Origin of the sequence: Nocardioides nematodiphilus (assembly GCF_020216525.1) — a bacterium.
GTDB classification, from domain to species: Bacteria; Actinomycetota; Actinomycetes; order Propionibacteriales; family Nocardioidaceae; genus Nocardioides; species Nocardioides nematodiphilus.
Genome location: NZ_JAIWOY010000003.1, coordinates 21,208 through 38,090, shown reverse-complemented (window position 1 = coordinate 38,090; position 16,883 = coordinate 21,208). Strand labels below are relative to the sequence as shown.

Below are 16,883 nucleotides of genomic sequence, written 5' to 3'. Positions count from 1 at the left end.
CCGGCCCCGATCAGAAGGCGAGCGCCTGCGCGCGCCGCTTGACCTCGGAGCCGCGATTCTCGCGCAGCGCGTCGATCGGCCGGCCCGGCAGATCCTGGTCGATGAAGAGCCAGGCGATGATCTCGCGGTCGTCGTACCCGTTGTCGTGCATCGTCGTCAGCAGGCCCGGCAGGCCCTTGACCGGCAGGCCGTCCTGGATGAGGAGGGCGGGCACACGCTGGCCGGCGCCCTTCTCCCCCGGGTTCGGGACGGCGGCGGCGAGCTGGTGCTCGCGCACCATCGTGCGCACGGTCGCCGGGGTGATGCCGAGGAGCTTGCCGGCCTCGGCCCAGTCGATCCACTCGGTGACGAGCTCGGCGAGGTTGTGATCGGCGAGAGGCAACTGATCGGACATGACCCACACTCTGTCACCTCACGTGTCGTGGCGGGAAACTCACTCGCCGCTCCGTACGATGGGGCTTCCGACTCCTTCCCCGGTCGGATCAGCAGGAGGGTTTCACGGTGCAGGCAGACCGTCGTGGTCGGGCGCGCGACGAGGCGCGCTCCCAGGACCCGATGATCGGTCGCACCCTGGACGGCCGCTACCGGATCACCGACCGGATCGCGCGCGGCGGGATGGCGTCGGTCTACACCGCGCACGACAACCGGCTCGACCGCACCGTCGCGATCAAGATCATGCACGCCGGGCTCGATGATCGACGGCACGACGGGAGCGACGAGGGCGCGTTCGCCGCGCGTTTCGTACGAGAGGCGCGAGCCGCCGCCCGTCTGGCCCACCCCAACGTCGTGGCCGTCTACGACCAGGGTGAGGACGACGGCATCGTCTTCCTGGCGATGGAGTACGTCCCGGGCCACACCCTGCGCGACACCGTCACCGCCGAGGCGCCGATGCCCGCCCGCAAGGCGCTGGCCGTGATGGAACCGGTGCTCGGCGCGCTCGCCGCAGCTCACCGCGCGGGCCTGGTGCACCGCGACGTGAAGCCGGAGAACGTCCTCATCTCCTCCGACGGACGCCAGATCAAGGTCGCCGACTTCGGCCTGGCCCGCGCGGTCAGCTCCGAGACCCAGCACACCTCCACCGGGGTCCTGATCGGCACCGTCTCCTACCTCGCGCCCGAGCTGGTCACCGACGGCACCGCGGACGCACGCGCCGACGTGTACGCCGCCGGCGTCCTGCTCTACGAGCTGCTCACCGGGACCAAGCCGCATGCCGGCGAGACCCCGATCCAGGTGGCCTACAAGCACGTCCACGCCGACGTGCCTCCGCCGTCGCGCGCCGTGCCCGGCCTGCCGGCGTACGTCGACGCGCTGGTGGCCCGCGCCACCGCCCGCGACCGCGCCCTGCGACCGGCCGACGCCGGGGTGCTGCTGCACCAGCTGCGCCGCGTCCAGCACGCGCTCGCCGCCGGCATCGTCGACGACCCGGAGCTGGTCGCCGACCTCGCCCTGCCGGTCCGTACGGGCGGCCTCGACGAGGCCACCGAGGCGATGCTCGTCCGGCGGGGCGCCGGCGCTCCGCTCGGCGACCGCACCCAGCAGGTGCACCGGACCACCCCGAACATGGGCCGCTCCGGCGGCACCGCCCTGGTGAGCACCAAGCCTCCCAAGCCGCGTCGCAAGCGTCGCGGCCCGGTCGCGTTCGTCCTCGCGCTGCTCCTCGCCCTCGCGGTGGGCGCCGGCGCGTGGTGGTTCGGCTTCGGCCGGTACGCCGACGCACCCGGCGTGCTGCAGCTGACCCAGGCCCAGGCCGTCAGCAAGCTCGAGGCCGCCGGCCTGCACGTGAAGGTGGCTCCGCCGGCCTACTCCGACACCGTCGCCAAGGGCCGGGTGATGGACTCCGACCCCGACCCGGGCGGACGCGTGCTGGACGGCGGCACCGTCACCATCACGGTCTCCAAGGGCGTCGAGGAGTACCCCGTGCCCGACGAGGCCGGGAAGTCCTTCGACGAGGCCAGGGCCGCCCTGACGGCCATCAAGATGGACGTCCCCGAGCCGGTCAAGGCCTGGTCGGAGACCGTCGCCGAGGGGAAGGTCATCTCGACGAGCCCGAAGGCGGGCGTCGTGCTGCGTCCCGGGACTGCCGTCACCGTCACGGTGAGCAAGGGCCGCAAGCCGATCCAGGTCGCCAGCTGGGTCGGAAAGTCCGCCGAGCAGGCCGAGAAGGTGCTGGAGAAGGCCGGTCTCGTCGTCAAGAAGGACTCCGACTACAGCGACACGGTCGAGGAGGGGAGGGTCATCAGCCAGTTCCCCGGCACCGGCACCCTGTACCGGGGCGACACCGTCTCGCTGCTGATCTCCAAGGGCCCGCCGCTCGTCACGATCCCCGGCGGCCTGCGCGGCAGCGGCGTCGACGACGCGCGCGCCGCCCTCGAGGCGCTCGGGCTCAAGGTCGAGGTGAAGAACTCCACCTTCTACGCCGGCCTCGGATACGTCCTCTCCGTCGACCCGGGCTCCGGCGAGAAGGTCAAGGTGGGCTCGACAGTGACGCTCTCGCTCTTCTGAGACGTTAAAGTCCCACCTCGTGCGCAACCCGATCGGCTCCCATGTCCCCGTCGGCAAGGGCCTCCGGGCCGGAGCGCTGGCGACCGCCGACGAGCTCGGCTGCGAGACGCTGCAGATCTTCGTCGGCAACCCGCGGGGCTGGGCGCTCTCGGCCGGCAACCCGGCCCAGGACAGGACCTTCCGTACGGAGATCGAGGCGCGTGGCTACCGCGCCTTCATCCACGCCCCGTACCTGGTGAACCTCGGCTCCCCCACGCCGGCGACATACGAGAAGTCCGCCGCCGTGGTGGCGCACAACCTCATGCGCGCCGCCGAGATCGGCGCCGAGGGCGTGGTCGTGCACACCGGCTCGTTCGTGAGCACGGACGGCGACGCGGAGGCGCAGCACGTCGCGGCGCTGAAGCAGGTCCGCGAGGCGCTGATGCCGGTGCTCGACGCGCTCGGCGAGGACGGCCCCTGGCTGCTTCTGGAGCCGACCGCCGGTCAGGGCCGCTCGCTGTGCGCCGGCGTCGACGATCTGACCGCCTACCTCGGCGCGCTCGATCTGCATCCCAAGGCCGGCGTCTGCCTCGACACCTGCCACGTCTTCGCGGCCGGGGCTCCGCTCGACGAGCCCGGCGGCGTCGCCGCCACGCTGGAGCGCATCGTCGAGATCGGAGGCCCAGATCGGCTGCGGCTGATCCACGCCAACGACTCGATGGACGTACGCGGCGCCTTCAAGGACCGCCACGAGAACATCGGCCAGGGCCACATCGGCGCCGACGCCTTCCGCGAGCTGTTCGCGCACCCGGCGACGGCCGGGGTGCCGTTCATCCTGGAGACGCCGGGCTCGACCGACCCCGGCAGCCCCGACATCGCGCTGCTCAAGCAGCTGCGTGCCGAGGCCCTGGAGCTGGTCGGCGCGTGATGCAGCGCGACACCCGCACCGAGACGCTCGGCGCGCTCGCCCTCCTCGCCCTCACCATGGGGTGGGGCTCGACGTTCTTCATGACGAAGGACCTCGTCGAGCGCGTTCCGGTCGTCGACTACCTCGGCGTCCGGTTCGCGATCGCCACGGTCGTGCTGGCGCTGATCGCGCCCCGGGCCGTACGGCGCCTGTCGCGCGCGCAGCTGTGGCAGGCCGCGGGGCTGGGGGTCATCTACGGCCTCGCTCAGATCCTGCAGACGCTCGGCCTGGACCGTACGCCCGCCTCGACCGCCGGCTTCGTGACCGGCCTGTACGTGGTGATGACGCCGCTGCTCGCCGCTCCCCTGCTGCGCCAGCGGATCCCGGGGGCGGCCTGGATCGCGGTCCTGCTCGCCACCGGCGGCATGGCGGTGCTCTCGCTGCGCGGCCTCGAGGTCGGCGGCGGCGAGCTGCTCGTGCTGATCGCGGCCTTCCTCTACGCGCTGCACATCTGTGGGCTCGGCGCCTGGTCGACCGCGGAGAGCGCGATGGGCTCCTCGATCGTGCAGCTGGCGGTGATCTCGGTGATCTGCCTGGTCGGCGCGGCTCCGGGCGGCATCACGGTGCCCGACAACGGCCCCGACTGGGTGCGGATGGCGTACATGGCCGCGATCGTCGGCGCGCTCGGGATGCTGGCGCAGGTCTGGGCGCAGGCGCACCTGCCTCCGACCCGCTCCGCGGTGATCATGTCGATGGAGCCGGTCTTCGCCGCGCTCTTCGCGGTCCTCTTCGGCGGCGAGTCTCTCACCGCGCGGATGCTTCTGGGCGGCCTGATGGTGCTGGCAGCGATGCTGTTGGTCGAGCTCGCGCCACGGCGCAAGGTCGAGGCCGAGGTCCTCCACCCCGCCCAGTAGCAACCCCGATCACCGAACGTTTTCTGACAAGTGGCCAAAGATTTCTGGTTTCAGGGGCGCGATGAAGGGGAGGCTCAGTCCATGGAGTTGTGCGGACGGTGTGGCAAGGAGCTCGGCCGGGGCCTGGAGCGCGGTCGGTTCTGTGCGAAGTGCGGGCATGAGAACCCGGGCAACGCCCGCTACCCGCTGTGGGACCAGGGCGCCGAGACACGCGTGGGCGTCGGCGCGGGTGCGGCCGTCGGCGGCGCTGTCACCGCGACCGCGGTGGCACTCCCCCGCATCGCCGACTCGCTCGACGACGCGACCCGGGTCCGGATGCCGTCGATCCCGATGATGTCGTCGGCGGTCGCCTCCGCGCAGTCCCAGCCGGTCTCCACCTGGCGCACGACGCTCCTGGCAGCGCTCGTCGCGATGGCCGTCATCGTGGTCCTCGGCTTCGTCCTGCTCTTTCACTGAGAGGCGCCCCGGCGGGGTCCTCTATGGTTCGAACGTGCCCCGGACCCTGATCGACGTCGTCGACGCCCCGGAGGGGCGCGACCTGGCGATGCGGGTCTGGCGGGCTGCCAACCATGCGCGTCGCCGGCCGGCCGGGGAGCTGCGCGCCAGCCGGGTGCGCGAGCGGATCGAGGGCGCCGAGCTGCTCCTGCTCGCCCATTACGGCACCCGCCCAGCGGGCGTGCTGGTCGCGGAGACGTTCGTCGACGAGCACAGCCCCGATCGGCGCCCCGACCCGACCACCGGTCACCTCGCGATGCTGTACGTCGACCCCGCACTGTGGGGCTGCGGCATCGGCACGCGGCTGCTGCGTGACCTGCAGAACCGATCCTGGGAGCACCTCTCGGCCTGGACCCGCGCGGACAACCGCCGCGGTCAACGGGTGCTGCTCGCGGCCGGCTTCACCGACACCGCCAACCGCTCCCAGCTCCAGGACGGCGAGGAGATCCTGCAGTTCCGCTGGTCGCGGGGCTGAGTCAGAGCCTCGCCAGGATCGCCGCCGCGGCCGCCGCGTCGGTCTTGCTGATGTCGAGGTGGGTGACGATCCGTACGGCCTTCGGGCCGACCGCGCTCACCAGCACGCCCTGCTCCCGCGCCGCCGCGACGAAGGCCGGGGCGTCGTCGCGCACGACGACGGCGATGTTGGTGTCGACGCCGGCCGGGTCGACGCCGCACGCCTCGGCGAGCAGGCGGGCGTGGACGTGGTCGTCGGCGAGACGCTCGACGTGGTGGTCGAGCGCATGCAGGCCCGCCGCCGCCAGGATCCCGGTCTGGCGCATCCCGCCGCCCATCCGCTTGCGCCGCACCCGGGACGCGGCGATCGCCTCGGCGGAGCCGACGACCAGCGAGCCGATCGGGGCGCCGAGGCCCTTCGAGAGGCAGACCGCGAGCACGTCCGCGATCGCGCCGTACTCCTCGAGCCCGACGCCGGTCGCGACGTGCGCGTTCCAGACCCGGGCGCCGTCGAGGTGGATCGCGACCCCCACCCGGTCGGCGTACGCGCGCAGCGCCTGCAGATCGGCGAGTGGCAGGACCGCGCCGCCGGCGAAGTTGTGGGTGTTCTCGACCGCGATCGCCTTCGTCTGCACGAAGTAGGGGCCGAGGTCGGGCGCGAAGAGCGTCTCGATCTGGGGCAGGTCGATCTGGCCGCGCGGGTGGTGCCAGGTACGCATCGTGAGCCCGGAGACCGCGCCGTGCGCGCCGAGCTCGGCACGGGCGATGTGGGCCGCGGACTCGCAGAGCACCTCCTGGCCCGGCTCGACCACGGTGCGCACGGCCAGCACGTTGGCCAGCGACCCCGTCGGGGTGAAGAGCGCCGCCTCCTTGCCGAACATCGCAGCCACGCGCTCCTCGAGCGCACGGACCGTCGGGTCCTCGCCGTACACGTCGTCACCGACCTCTGCGCGGACCATCGCCTCGCGCATCGAGTCGGTGGGACGGGTGACGGTGTCGGAGCGCAGATCGATCACCGGGCCACCCTAGTGACTCACCTGCGAAGAAGCTCAGCGACCTGGAAGGCCATCTCCAGGGACTGGACGCGGTTGAGGCGCGGGTCGACGACGGACTCGTACCGACGGGCCAGGCCCTCCTCGGAGAGCTCCTCGCCGCCGCCGACGATCTCGGTGACGTCGTCGCCGGTGTTCTCGACCAGGATGCCGGCCGGCACGGTGCCGAGCGCCTTGTGCACGTCGAAGAAGCCCTGCATCTCGCCCAGGACGTCCTCGAAGCGGCGGGTCTTGTAGCCGTTGGAGGCGGCGAAGGTGTTGCCGTGCATCGGGTCGCTGATCCACGCGACCTTCACGCCCTCCGCGGTGACCTTCTCGACCAGCGGCGGGAGGCCGTCGCGGATCTTGTCGACACCGAAGCGGGTGATGAAGGTCAGGCGGCCCTCCTCGTTCTGCGGGTTGAGCTTGGCGGCGAGCTGGAGCGCGTCGTCGGCGGTGGCCGTCGGACCGAGCTTGCAGCCGATCGGGTTCTTGATGTGGCTGAAGTACTCGACGTGGGCGCCGTCGAGCTGGCGGGTGCGCTCGCCGATCCACACGAAGTGGCCCGACACGTTGTACGGCTCGTCGGTGCGCGAGTCGATGCGGGTCATGGCGTGCTCGTACTCCATGAGCAGTGCCTCGTGCGAGGAGTAGAAGTCGACGCCGTGGAACTCGCGCGGGTCGGCGCCGATCGCCTTCATGAAGGTGAGGGCGCGGTCGATCTCCTTGCCCATCGCCTCGTAGCGGGCGCCGACGGGGCTGCTGGCGACGAACTCGGAGTTCCAGGCGTGCACCTGACGCAGGTCGGCGTAGCCACCGGTGGTGAACGCGCGCACGAGGTTCAGCGTCGAGGCCGAGGCGTGGTAGACGTCGAGCAGGCGCTGCGGGTCGGGGATGCGCGACTCGGGGGTGAAGTCGAAGCCGTTGACCGCGTCTCCGCGGTAGGCGGGCAGGGTGATCTCCTGGCCGTCGACGACGCGGGTCTCGAGGTCGCTGGAGCGCGGCTTGGCGTACTGACCGGCGAGACGGCCGATCTTCACGACCGGCACCGAGGCGGCGTACGTGAGCACGACGGCCATCTGCAGCAGCACGCGCAGCTTGTTGCGGGTGTTGTCCGCGGTGGCGTCGTTGAAGGTCTCGGCGCAGTCGCCGCCCTGCAGGATGAACGCCTCACCGCGCGACGCCGCGGCGATCTTCGACTTGAGAGCGTCGCACTCGCCCGCGAAGACCAGCGGAGGAAGGACACGGAGCCGATCCACGGCGGCGTCGAGCGCGGCCTGGTCGGGGTAGGTCGGCTGCTGGGCGGCGCCGATCTTGTGGAGCTCTTCAAGCGACGGGATCACGCCGCAAGGGTACGCGCGCGTGGAATGTAGTGCCCAACGGGTTGGTTGCCGTGGACATGACCCAGCCCGTGACTCCGCTCACAGCGACCTACGTCAGCGCCGACGCCCATGGCGACGAGAACGTCCTGCAGCTGCGGCAGGAGGAGCTCCCGCCTCCCGGCCCGGGCCAGGTGCGGCTGGTGGTGAAGGCGATCGGGGTGAACCCGGTCGACCTCAAGATCCGTCAGGGCATGCGTGGCCGCGGCCCGGTGCCGTTCCGGCTGGGGGCGGAGGTCGCGGGCGTCGTGGAGGCGGTCGGACCGGACGTCTCGACGGTCGCCGTCGGCGACGAGGTGATCGCGTTCCGCGTCGACGGCGGGTACGCCTCGGCGCTTCTCGTACCGGCCGACGACGTGGTGCCCAAGCCGGCATCGCTCCCCTGGTCGGAGGCCGCCGGGCTCCTGCTCGCCGGCGCGACCGCGATCCACACCCTGGAGGCGACCGGGGTCGGCGAGGGCGACGTGGTGCTGCTGCACGGCGCGGCCGGCGCGGTCGGACAGGCGGTGATCCAGCTGGCCGTCGACCGCGGCGCCCGGGTGATCGGCACCGCCTCGCCGCGCAACCACGACCTGCTGCGCGAGCTGGGTGCCTACCCGATCGCGTACGGCGAGGGCCTGCGCGAGCGCGTCGCCGCGGCCGCGGAGGAGGTGGGCGAGCCCACTGCCGCCATCGACGCCGCCGGCACCGATGAGGCCCTGGCCCTCTCGCTGGCCCTGGTCGAGCGCGAGCGGATCGCGACGATCATGGTCAGGCCTGCCGCCATCGAGTCCGGGATCAAGGCGCTCGGCGGCGGGCCCGGCGCGGATCCGGGGACGGAGATCCGCGCAGCCGCCCGTGCACCTTTGGCGCAGCTCGCGCGCGAGGGCCGGCTGAAGGTGCGGGTCGTCAAGGAGCTGCCGCTCGCCGAGGTGCGCGAGGCGCACCGGTTCGTCGCGGAGAACCATGCGGCGGGGAAGGTCGTCCTGCTCCCCTGAGGTGAGAAAGCGAGCGACAGCGCGAGCGAGGGACGAGCTCTGGCGCTGGCCGCGAGCGCGGGAGCCAGGCGCGACGCGCTTCCGCCTACTCGGTGATGCGCAGCCGGTCGAGGAGGTAGAGGAACGCGGAGGCGTACGGGTTGTCCTCGACCGCCTCGCGCACGTGGTCCCACTTGATCTGCTCGCGCACGGCCCGGGCCGCGGGCAGGGCTGCCGTGAGGTTGCAGCTGTGCTCCTCCATCGCCAGCATCTTGTCGATCATCAGCGTGGTCGCCGAGAGGACCGGCATCGCGACGGACTCGACCTCGATCTCGTCGACGCCGTCGAAGTGCTTGCGGGTGACCGGCACGCCGGCCGTGCGGAAGAGGACGTCGACCATCGCCTGGTCGATGAAGATCTTGAACAGCCAGTCCTCCGGCGGCTGCACGACTTGGAGGCCGTGCTCGGCGAGGCGCTCCATCACCCGCGGCGCGTCCTCCTCGGCGACCAGGAAGTCGACGTCGTGGTCGGGCTCCGGGCCGCCGCGCGCCCACAGCCCGTAGCTGCCGGCGAGCGCGAACGGCACCCCGACCTCCTTGAGCGCGACCGCAACGGTCTTGAGGGCCTCGCGCAGCCCGCGGCGTACCTCGTCCGGCATGGCGCTCCGATACCCCTCGGGGTGATCGCACATGCTCCGGGTGGTTACCGGGCGGGTGTGCGCCTGGTGACCTTCAACATCCTGCACGGCCGCTCCCCCGAGCGCTCCGAGGTCGACATCGCGATCTTCGCGGACGCGATCAAGAGCCTCGACGCCGATGTCCTGGCGCTGCAGGAGGTGGATCGCAACCAGGTCCGCTCCGGGCGCGCCGACCTGACAGCCGTCGCGGCCGACGCGATGGGGGCCGACCACCATCTGTTCGTGGCCGCGCTCGCCGGGAGTCCGGGAGCGACCTGGACCGCGGCGACCGGCGAGGAGCAGCCCGACAGCGCGGCGTACGGGATCGCGCTGCTGAGTCGCTTCCCGGTGACGTCGTGGGAGGTGGTGCGGCTGCCCGTCGTACCCGGCCCCGCGCCGATGCGCTTCCCCGGGCGACGGCTGCCCTCCCTCGTCCGGGAGGAGCCGCGGGTCGCGATGGCGGCGACGATCGACGCGCCGCTCGGCACCCTGACGGTGGCGAACACCCACCTGTCGTTCCTGCCGTGGTGGCATGGGCACCAGCTGCGCACATTGGTGCGCGCCCTGCAGGCGACGCCGCGGCCCCTGCTGCTCACCGGGGACCTCAACATGGGGGCCGCGAAAGCCGCGCGGGTGAGCGGACTGACACCCCTGGGCGAGCCCAGCGCCACCTTCCCCGTCGAGTCACCGACGGCGCAGCTCGATCACGTCCTCGCGGACGGGTTCGACGGCACTGCCCGGGCGTCCGTCCGGCAGCTCCCGGTCTCCGACCACCTGGCCCTCGTCATCGACCTGGAGTGACCGGCATCGAGCGGTGGCTCCGTGCCCGTGAGCCCGGCCTCCGCCCGGGAGGGAGGCCCGACACACGTGGACGGAGCCACCGGTCGACGATCAGCGCATCGCGACCCGATACGTCGTGCCGCCGACGAGGACGCGGTAGTGCGTGACGCGCTTGCCGTTGTGATCGGCGATGCTGAGCCGCGCATGACCCTTCTTCGCGACCGCGCGAGCGACGACCTTCTTGTGGCCCGCCACGAAGATCTTCACCGTGGCACCGCGGGGCGCGGTCACGATGACGATGTCGTGGTGGCCGCGCGAGAGCGCCCGGATCGTCACCTTCGGCAGCGGCGGAGCCGGGTCGCCGATGACCCGGGGGGCGCAGTTGTAGTCGGCCGGGGTGTCGGTGCCGTTGAACCACTTGTCGATGAAGCCGCCACCGGGGACCAGGCCGATCGCCTTGACCATGAAGGTCTGGCCGACAGCGCCGTGCAGGCCGCTCTGCTCGTCGTACTGCACCGCGACGTTGCGACTGCAGTAGTTCGCCGCGAGCGCCTTGACGTCGTCGGCGACCATCACGCCGTCGCCGATGCCGTCGCTGCTGCGGCCGTTCATCATGAACATCGGCGCGGTCGGCGTAGCGCCCTTGCCCATCGTGAGGCGGTCGAGGATGGCGGCGACCCGTGAGTCCGCCATGAAGTCGACGCCGGTGTTGACCAGGTCGGAGAGGTGCTTGCCGGAGTACTTGTTGGCGAAGTCGCCGATGCACTTGGTGCTGACGTCGGTGGCGACCTGGTCGCCGTAGGCGCTGAGCAGCGAGCTGAAGTCCTGGTCGGTCGCACGACCCAGCGAGACGGTCGCGGCCGGGATGACCCCGAACCAGCTGTCGCGGTCCGCGTCGGCGTCGCTGTTGACGTAGTTCACCAGGTGGCGCAGGTTGGCCGGCACGCCGCCGATCGCGGTGCCGACCAGGTTCAGCTCCGGCGCGTACGTCGGCTGGAGCTCGGCGACCCACTCACCGGCGATCGAGCCGCCGGAGTAGCCGACGGTCGCGACCTTGGTGCTCGTCGGCAGCGAGAGGCTCTTCTCGGTCGCCCGGAGGGCGTCGAGCGTGCTCCAGCCGGCCTCGTGGCCCGCGGCCCAGTCGAGGCCCTCGCCCTCGAAGTCCGGGATGGTGACGGTGTAGCCGGACTCGAGCAGCTGGCTGATCGCGGCCTTCTCGCCGTCGAGCTTGCCGTTCTGCAGGGTGTAGCTCGGGTCGCAGGTGTCGCTGAGGCCGTCGTAGTAGCTCAGGTAGGCGACGACTCCCCTGCTGGTGACCGGCTTCGGGAGATCCTCCGGCCGGAGCACCGTCGTGACCGTGGCGCTGGGGTGGCCGAGCTCGTCCTGGGTCCGGTAGAGCAGCTGGGTCGCGTCGATCGAGAACGAGTCCAGTGCGGCGCCGTGCGAGTAGGCCAGCGCCTTGAGCAGGTCGGCCATCACGGGCAGGGTCACATGGTCGCGCGTGTCGAGAACCTGCCCCGGGGTCGTCCCCGCGTCCGGGACGTACGGCGTCGGCGTGGCTCCGGTCGTGTCGTAGCGGTAGAACGGATCGCCGCTCGGGTAGCTGGAGGCGGCCGCGTGCGCGGCTCCACCGCTCAGGGCAGGGGCGAGGACGACGGCGGTGGCGGCGGCAGAGGCAGCCCACCGAGTGAGGCGTGACATGCACCACATGATGCGGCATGTTCGCCGGATTTTTACCACTATCGCCGCAACAATCAGGCGGTGCTCTTCCCGGTCTTCGCCCGCCGCCTGGTCCTCCTGGTCGGCACCGTCATCGCCGCGTGCGTGACGAGCACGCAGGGCGACACCTGGTGGGCGCTGCGGGCCGGGCGCGACATCTGGCACCACCGCACGATCAGCCTCGTCGACCGCTACTCCTACACCGCCGCCGGCGACCCCTGGCCCGATCACGAGTGGCTCTGGCAGGCGCTCATCTATCCCGTGCACGTGATCGGCGGGCTGCCGCTGCTCACCCTGTGCGCGGCGCTGCTGGCCGGCGGGACCCTCGCGCTCTCCACCGCCTCGGGCACCGTACGACGCACCGACCTCGTCGTGCTGGTCCTCGCCATCCCGGCCCTGGCCGGGAGCTGGTCGCTGCGCCCGCAGATGGTGAGCATGCTCTGCTTCGCACTCATCCTGTGGCTGCTGCGCGAGCAGCGCTGGTGGTGGTGCCCACCGCTGATGCTGGTGTGGGCCAACGCCCACGGTGGCGTCGTGTACGGCGGCTTGGCGCTGGGCGCCGCCTGCCTGGCCGCGCTCCTCCTCCGCGAGCGCCGCCGGTTCCTGCGTCCCCTCCTCGTCGTCACGGCTCTGGGCGCGCTCGCCACCCTCCTGACGCCGCTCGGCACCGGCTTGTGGCACTACGTGCTGACCTCGGGCAGCCGGCCGTTCGAGGACCGGATCAACGAGTGGAAGCCGGCGTACGAGGGGCTGTCGTTCTTCAGCGGCGCGTTCTGGGCGTGGGTCGGCGGCGTCGTCGTCCTGGTCGCGGTCAGCGCCCTGCGCCCGGCGTCGCGGCGTCGCCTCCGGACCTGGCCAGCCGCGCTGGGTCTGGTCTCGACGCTCGCCACCCTGCCGCTGGCGATCGACGCCCGCCGCAACATGACGATGTTCGTGATCGCCGCGATCCCGCTGGCGATCGAGCTGCTCCGCCCGGCGACGCCGCGGGTACGCCCCCGCGACACCGTGCCCCTCGCCCGCCCGATCCTCGTCGGCGCAGGCATCGTGGGGCCGGTGGCGATCGCGGCGACGTACCTGTCGGCGCCGGCGTCGCTGGCCTGGCACCCGATCGGCGAGCGCATCGAGCGGGCCGTCGAGTCGTGCCCGGGCCACGTCTACACCAGCTACGACTCGGGCGCCTACCTGATCTGGTTCACCCCGGGGGTCACGGTCTTCGCCGACAACCGCCAGGACCCCTACTCCGAGCAGATCCTCGACCTGAGCATCCTCGATCCCTCCTCGCCGTACGTCGATGTCTTCAAGCGGTACGACGTGCGCTGCGCCGCGCTCCTCAGCCGCAACGCGGGCACCATCGAGACCCTCTCCAACGACGGCTGGACCACCGCGGCTCGCGAAGGTCGTTGGATCGTGTTGACCGCGCCAGGGGTCACGCTCAACCAGTAGCGTCCCTCCCATGACGTTCTCGATCGTGGCCAGGTCAGCAGACGGCAGCACGTGGGGCGTGGCGGTCGCCTCGCGGTTCTTCGCGGTCGGCAACGCGGTGCCGGCGGCCGTCGCCGGGGTCGGCGCGATCGCCACCCAGGCGCACGTCAACGTCGCGTACAAGGGGCTCGCGCTCTCCCACCTCGACGACGGCGCCACGGCCGGCGTCGCGCTCCAGACCCTGCTGGACGAGGATCCCGGATACCTCCAGCGCCAGGTCGGCATCGTCGACGTGGACGGGCAGGCCGCCTCCCACACCGGCAGCGCCTGCCAGCCGTGGGCGGGCGGTGTCACCGGCGAGGGCTACGCGATCCAGGGCAACCTGCTGACCGGCCCCGAGGTGATCGAGGCGATGGAGCAGGCCTGGCGGGCCGCCGAGGACGAGCCGTCGCTGGAGCGCCGGCTGATCGCCGCGCTGCGAGCCGGGGACGAGGCCGGCGGCGACAGCCGCGGTCGCCAGTCGGCGGCCCTGCTCGTCGTACGCGAGGAGGCCGGCTACGACGGCGAGGACGACATCGTCGCCGACCTGCGCGTCGATGACGCTGCGCTGCTCCCCGGCGGCGACCCGATCGCGGAGCTGGCCCGGCTGCTCGACCTCAACGACGCCCACCGCGCGGCGTGGGCGGCGGGCGAGCTGTGAGCGCGATCCTGGCGATCGACGCCGGCACGACCGGCGTGACCGCGCTGGTGGTCTCCGAGTCCGGCGCGATCGTGGCGCGGGGCTACCAGGAGTTCGCACAGCACTTCCCCAAGCCGGGCTGGGTGGAGCACGCGCCGGAGGAGATCTGGCAGGCCACGCTGGAGGCGGTGCGCGCCGCCCTGCACGGCTTCGACCGCGACGAGCTGGTCGGGATCGGCATCACCAACCAGCGCGAGACGGTCGTGCTGTGGGATCGCGAGACGCTCGGCTCGCCGCGGCGCGCGATCGTGTGGCAGGACCGTCGCACGGCCTCGTACTGCTCCTCGATGACCGAGCACGAGGCCCGGATCTCCGAGCTGACCGGGCTGCGCCTGGACCCGTACTTCTCCGCCACCAAGCTGGCCTGGATCCGCGAGCACGAGCCGCAGACCTGGGCCCACGTCGAGTCCGGTCGCTACGCCGTCGGCACCGTCGACTCCTACCTCGTCACCCGGATGACGCGCGGCGTGCACCACGTCACCGACGTCTCGAACGCCTCGCGCACGCTGCTCTTCGACCTCGCCGCCGGCGACTGGTCCGACGAGCTCTGCGGCCTCTTCGGGGTGCCGCGCGACGCCCTGCCGGAGCTGGTGCCGAACTGGGGCTCGATCGCGACCACGGACGCGCGCTCGTTCCTCGACCTGTCGCTGCCGATCGCCGGCATCGCGGGCGATCAGCAGTCGGCGCTCTTCGGGCAGACCTGCTTCGATCCGGGCGAGGTGAAGTGCACCTACGGCACCGGCTCGTTCATCCTGACCAACACCGGCTCCGAGGTGGTGCGCTCGGACGCCGGGCTGCTCTCCACGGCCGCCTGGCGCGCGCCGTCCGGAGAGATGACCTACGCGCTCGAGGGGTCGATCTTCGTCACCGGCGCCGCCGTGCAGTGGCTGCGCGACGGGCTCCAGATCGTCGGGTCGGCCGCCGAGACCGAGGCGATCGCGAACGCCGTCCCGTCCTCGGAGGGCGTCGTCTTCGTACCAGCGCTCACCGGGCTCGGGGCGCCGCACTGGGACCCGCACGCGCGCGGCCTCATCGTCGGTCTCACCCGCGGCACGACCCGGGGCCACATCGTGCGGGCGACGCTCGAGGCGATCACGTACGAGGTGCGCGACGTGGTCGACACGATGCCTCCGGTCGCTGCGCTCAAGGTGGACGGCGGCGCTGCGGCCAACAACCTCCTGTGCCAGATCCAGGCCGACCAGCTCGGCATCGAGGTCTCCCGGCCCTCGATCGTGGAGACGACCGGGCTCGGCGCGGCGTTCATGGCCGGCCTGGGCGTCGGGCTGTGGTCGTCCTTCGACGATCTGCGCGCGACCTGGGCCCTCGACCGCACCTTCTCCCCCGCCCCCGACCGGGGTGCCGCCGATGCCGGCCACGCGCAGTGGCTCAAGGCCGTCGAACGCTCGAAGGCCTGGGCCGCCGAGTGACGGGTCGGTCCCCGCAGAGCCGGTAGGCGCCACCACCCACCCGGGCGAGTCCCGCGCGCGGAGCGGGTCCGGCCACCGCCTCCACAGCGACCCCTTCGGCACGACGCCACCGCGACCTCAGTGGCGCAGGCGCGCCTCGGCAGCCGCCGCCTGGTCACGGGCGCGCGTGGCGGCCTCCACGTCGGCCTGCGCGGCGGCGCGGTCGTCCTCGGCCTCGGCGAGGTCGTCGTCGATCTCCTGGGCCGACTCCTCCAGCTCGGCGAGCCGGCGCCGCAGCTCGTCGAGCTCGGCCTGCACCTGCAGTGATGCGGCCTCGAGCCGGGCGACCTCCGCGGCCGCGCGCTCCTCCTCCTGCACGGCCTCGTCGAGGCCCGCCGCGGCCTCCGCCAGGGCCGCCTGCGCCGCCTCGAGGGCGCGCCGGTCGGCGTCGGGATCCGGTACGACGCGCAGGGTCACCGCCGGTGCCTCGACCGGCGTGACGGTGAAGCCGAGCGCCTCGGGCGCCGCGACCGCGGCACCCGCGTCGACCGCTCCGACGCCGGTCGCGCGCAGCGGCGTCACCAGCAGCCCGGAGGCCACGGCACGCGCCGCGTCGGGGTCGATCATCGCGGCCGTCAGCGTCTCCTCGACCTGGTCGGCGACCGCCGCGGTCACCTTCAGCCCCGCCTGGCCGGACAGCGCCCGGGCACGGGCGGTCAGGGCACCGGTGAGCTGGCGCCGCTGCTTGGTCAGCTCGCGCAGCGCACCCGCATCCATCCCCTCCTGAGCCTGCCGCAGCGCCGCGCCCACCGCGATCATCTGCGTCACCTGATCGCTCTCGCGGCGCACCAGCAGGTCGACCACCCACGCGGCCGCGGACGGCTTGCGCAGCGCCTTCACCGCCGCCGCGAGCGGCGTGCCCTTGAGCTCCCGTACGCGAGCGTCACGGGTCACCGTGAACTCTCCGAGCGGCACCGCGTAGAGCTCCTCAGCGATCGCGAGCAGCTCGCCCACGCCCTCGCTCACGGCCGTGCCCAGCGCCCTCGGCGGTGCAGCAGTGCTTCCTCGTCGGAGCCGATCTCGATCTCGTCGATCGCCGCGGCGACCTCGAGCGACCAGCCGATCTCGCGCAGCCCGCTGATCGTCACCGACGCCCAGGCGGTGGCGTCCACCAGTCGCGGACCCCATGCCGAGTCGGCGAAGGACCCCGTACGGAACGGGCCGCCGGGCGCGGGTGACGTACCGGCGAAGGCCTCGGCGAGGCCCCGGTGCTGCCAGGCCAGCAGCTGCACGACAGCGCGCGACCCGACCTCCAGCGTCTCTGCGAGCGAGCTGTCCGGATCGACCAGGAACAGCACGGAGGCCGGCTCGCCGCCGGCCACCATCAGCGACGAGACGGTCAGCCCGGCGCGATCCTCACCGGCACCTGCGGTGACCAGCGCGACCGCGCCGCCCAGCCGACCGCGCAGCCGGCGGACCGGATCCTCCGACGTCGGGAACGGGTGGGAGCTGTGGATGCTCACCG

Annotated in this window: 17 protein-coding genes; 10 read left to right on the top strand and 7 right to left on the bottom strand. The window is 72.3% G+C overall.

Features of this window, described 5'->3' with window-relative positions:
• Positions 1-10: 10 nt before the first annotated feature.
• On the bottom strand, positions 11-394 hold the full coding sequence (locus KSO98_RS06195; RefSeq protein ID WP_225284198.1) for an Rv2175c family DNA-binding protein: 384 nt from the start codon (positions 392-394) through the stop codon (positions 11-13).
• 107 nt (positions 395-501) lie between these two features.
• Between KSO98_RS06195 and pknB the strand changes: the two genes are divergently transcribed.
• The 5 genes from pknB to KSO98_RS06170 all read left to right on the top strand — a co-directional run bounded on the left by pknB (position 502) and on the right by KSO98_RS06170 (position 5,272).
• Positions 502-2,502: a Stk1 family PASTA domain-containing Ser/Thr kinase gene (gene pknB, locus KSO98_RS06190; protein WP_225284197.1), complete on the top strand. Its 2,001-nt coding sequence runs from the start codon at positions 502-504 to the stop codon at positions 2,500-2,502.
• A gap of 19 nt (positions 2,503-2,521) precedes the next feature.
• Positions 2,522-3,409 (top strand): deoxyribonuclease IV, encoded by an 888-nt coding sequence (locus KSO98_RS06185; protein WP_225284196.1) that lies wholly within the window; start codon positions 2,522-2,524, stop codon positions 3,407-3,409.
• Positions 3,409-4,302 carry a DMT family transporter gene (locus KSO98_RS06180; protein WP_225284633.1) on the top strand — a complete coding sequence of 298 codons (894 nt, stop codon included), beginning with the start codon at positions 3,409-3,411 and terminating at the stop codon, positions 4,300-4,302. Before KSO98_RS06185 ends, KSO98_RS06180 begins: the two co-directional genes overlap by 1 nt.
• An 81-nt stretch (positions 4,303-4,383) precedes the next feature.
• A complete protein-coding gene (locus KSO98_RS06175; RefSeq protein ID WP_225284195.1) occupies positions 4,384-4,758 on the top strand; it encodes a hypothetical protein in 375 nt (124 codons plus the stop codon).
• Between the two features lie 34 nt (positions 4,759-4,792).
• Complete coding sequence (locus KSO98_RS06170) at positions 4,793-5,272, top strand: GNAT family N-acetyltransferase (RefSeq protein ID WP_225284194.1); 480 nt, start codon at positions 4,793-4,795, stop codon at positions 5,270-5,272.
• Between the two features lies 1 nt (position 5,273).
• Here KSO98_RS06170 and KSO98_RS06165 read toward each other — a convergent pair whose 3' ends face one another.
• Positions 5,274-6,266, bottom strand: coding sequence for a threonine aldolase family protein (locus tag KSO98_RS06165; protein ID WP_225284193.1), 993 nt, complete (start codon positions 6,264-6,266; stop codon positions 5,274-5,276).
• 17 nt (positions 6,267-6,283) lie between these two features.
• A complete protein-coding gene (locus tag KSO98_RS06160; RefSeq protein WP_225284192.1) occupies positions 6,284-7,624 on the bottom strand; it encodes a class II 3-deoxy-7-phosphoheptulonate synthase in 1,341 nt (446 codons plus the stop codon).
• 56 nt (positions 7,625-7,680) lie between these two features.
• Here KSO98_RS06160 and KSO98_RS06155 point away from each other — a divergent pair, with 56 nt between their 5' ends.
• Complete coding sequence (locus KSO98_RS06155) at positions 7,681-8,637, top strand: quinone oxidoreductase family protein (RefSeq protein WP_225284191.1); 957 nt, start codon at positions 7,681-7,683, stop codon at positions 8,635-8,637.
• Positions 8,638-8,722: 85 nt separating this feature from the next.
• On the opposite strand, the gene KSO98_RS06150 is transcribed toward KSO98_RS06155, so the two are convergent.
• A complete protein-coding gene (locus tag KSO98_RS06150) occupies positions 8,723-9,274 on the bottom strand; it encodes a nucleotidyltransferase domain-containing protein (protein ID WP_225284190.1) in 552 nt (183 codons plus the stop codon).
• A gap of 66 nt (positions 9,275-9,340) precedes the next feature.
• On the opposite strand from KSO98_RS06150, the gene KSO98_RS06145 reads away from it, so the two are divergent.
• Positions 9,341-10,093, top strand: coding sequence for an endonuclease/exonuclease/phosphatase family protein (locus KSO98_RS06145; protein ID WP_225284189.1), 753 nt, complete (start codon positions 9,341-9,343; stop codon positions 10,091-10,093).
• A gap of 90 nt (positions 10,094-10,183) precedes the next feature.
• Here the strand turns inward: KSO98_RS06145 and KSO98_RS06140 are convergent, their stop codons facing one another.
• Complete coding sequence (locus tag KSO98_RS06140; protein WP_225284188.1) at positions 10,184-11,773, bottom strand: lipase family protein; 1,590 nt, start codon at positions 11,771-11,773, stop codon at positions 10,184-10,186.
• A 60-nt stretch (positions 11,774-11,833) separates the two neighbouring features.
• Here KSO98_RS06140 and KSO98_RS06135 point away from each other — a divergent pair, with 60 nt between their 5' ends.
• The 3 genes from KSO98_RS06135 to glpK are packed head-to-tail and all read left to right on the top strand — an operon-like array spanning position 11,834 to position 15,379.
• Positions 11,834-13,234: a hypothetical protein gene (locus tag KSO98_RS06135; RefSeq protein ID WP_225284187.1), complete on the top strand. Its 1,401-nt coding sequence runs from the start codon at positions 11,834-11,836 to the stop codon at positions 13,232-13,234.
• A gap of 10 nt (positions 13,235-13,244) precedes the next feature.
• Entirely contained in the window at positions 13,245-13,913 is a 669-nt protein-coding gene (locus tag KSO98_RS06130) for a DUF1028 domain-containing protein (protein ID WP_225284186.1), read from the top strand.
• Positions 13,910-15,379: a glycerol kinase GlpK gene (glpK, locus tag KSO98_RS06125; protein ID WP_225284185.1), complete on the top strand. Its 1,470-nt coding sequence runs from the start codon at positions 13,910-13,912 to the stop codon at positions 15,377-15,379. Before KSO98_RS06130 ends, glpK begins: the two co-directional genes overlap by 4 nt.
• A 117-nt stretch (positions 15,380-15,496) precedes the next feature.
• On the opposite strand, the gene KSO98_RS06120 is transcribed toward glpK, so the two are convergent.
• Both KSO98_RS06120 and KSO98_RS06115 read right to left on the bottom strand, forming a co-directional pair.
• Complete coding sequence (locus KSO98_RS06120) at positions 15,497-16,384, bottom strand: hypothetical protein (RefSeq protein WP_225284184.1); 888 nt, start codon at positions 16,382-16,384, stop codon at positions 15,497-15,499.
• Positions 16,381-16,881 (bottom strand): flavin reductase family protein, encoded by a 501-nt coding sequence (locus KSO98_RS06115; RefSeq protein ID WP_225284183.1) that lies wholly within the window; start codon positions 16,879-16,881, stop codon positions 16,381-16,383. The genes KSO98_RS06120 and KSO98_RS06115 overlap by 4 nt, the downstream gene beginning before the upstream one ends.
• Positions 16,882-16,883: the final 2 nt, after the last annotated feature.

Bases quoted from the DNA above. Each gene is read 5' to 3' on its own strand.
- KSO98_RS06130 (WP_225284186.1), top strand. From the start codon at position 13,245: ATGACGTTCTCGATCGTGGCCAGGTCAGCAGACGGCAGCACGTGGGGC.
- KSO98_RS06195 (WP_225284198.1), bottom strand. From the start codon at position 394: ATGTCCGATCAGTTGCCTCTCGCCGATCACAACCTCGCCGAGCTCGTC.
- KSO98_RS06175 (WP_225284195.1), top strand. From the start codon at position 4,384: ATGGAGTTGTGCGGACGGTGTGGCAAGGAGCTCGGCCGGGGCCTGGAG.
- KSO98_RS06150 (WP_225284190.1), bottom strand. From the start codon at position 9,274: ATGCCGGACGAGGTACGCCGCGGGCTGCGCGAGGCCCTCAAGACCGTT.
- KSO98_RS06180 (WP_225284633.1), top strand. From the start codon at position 3,409: ATGCAGCGCGACACCCGCACCGAGACGCTCGGCGCGCTCGCCCTCCTC.
- KSO98_RS06140 (WP_225284188.1), bottom strand. From the start codon at position 11,773: ATGTCACGCCTCACTCGGTGGGCTGCCTCTGCCGCCGCCACCGCCGTC.
- KSO98_RS06155 (WP_225284191.1), top strand. From the start codon at position 7,681: ATGACCCAGCCCGTGACTCCGCTCACAGCGACCTACGTCAGCGCCGAC.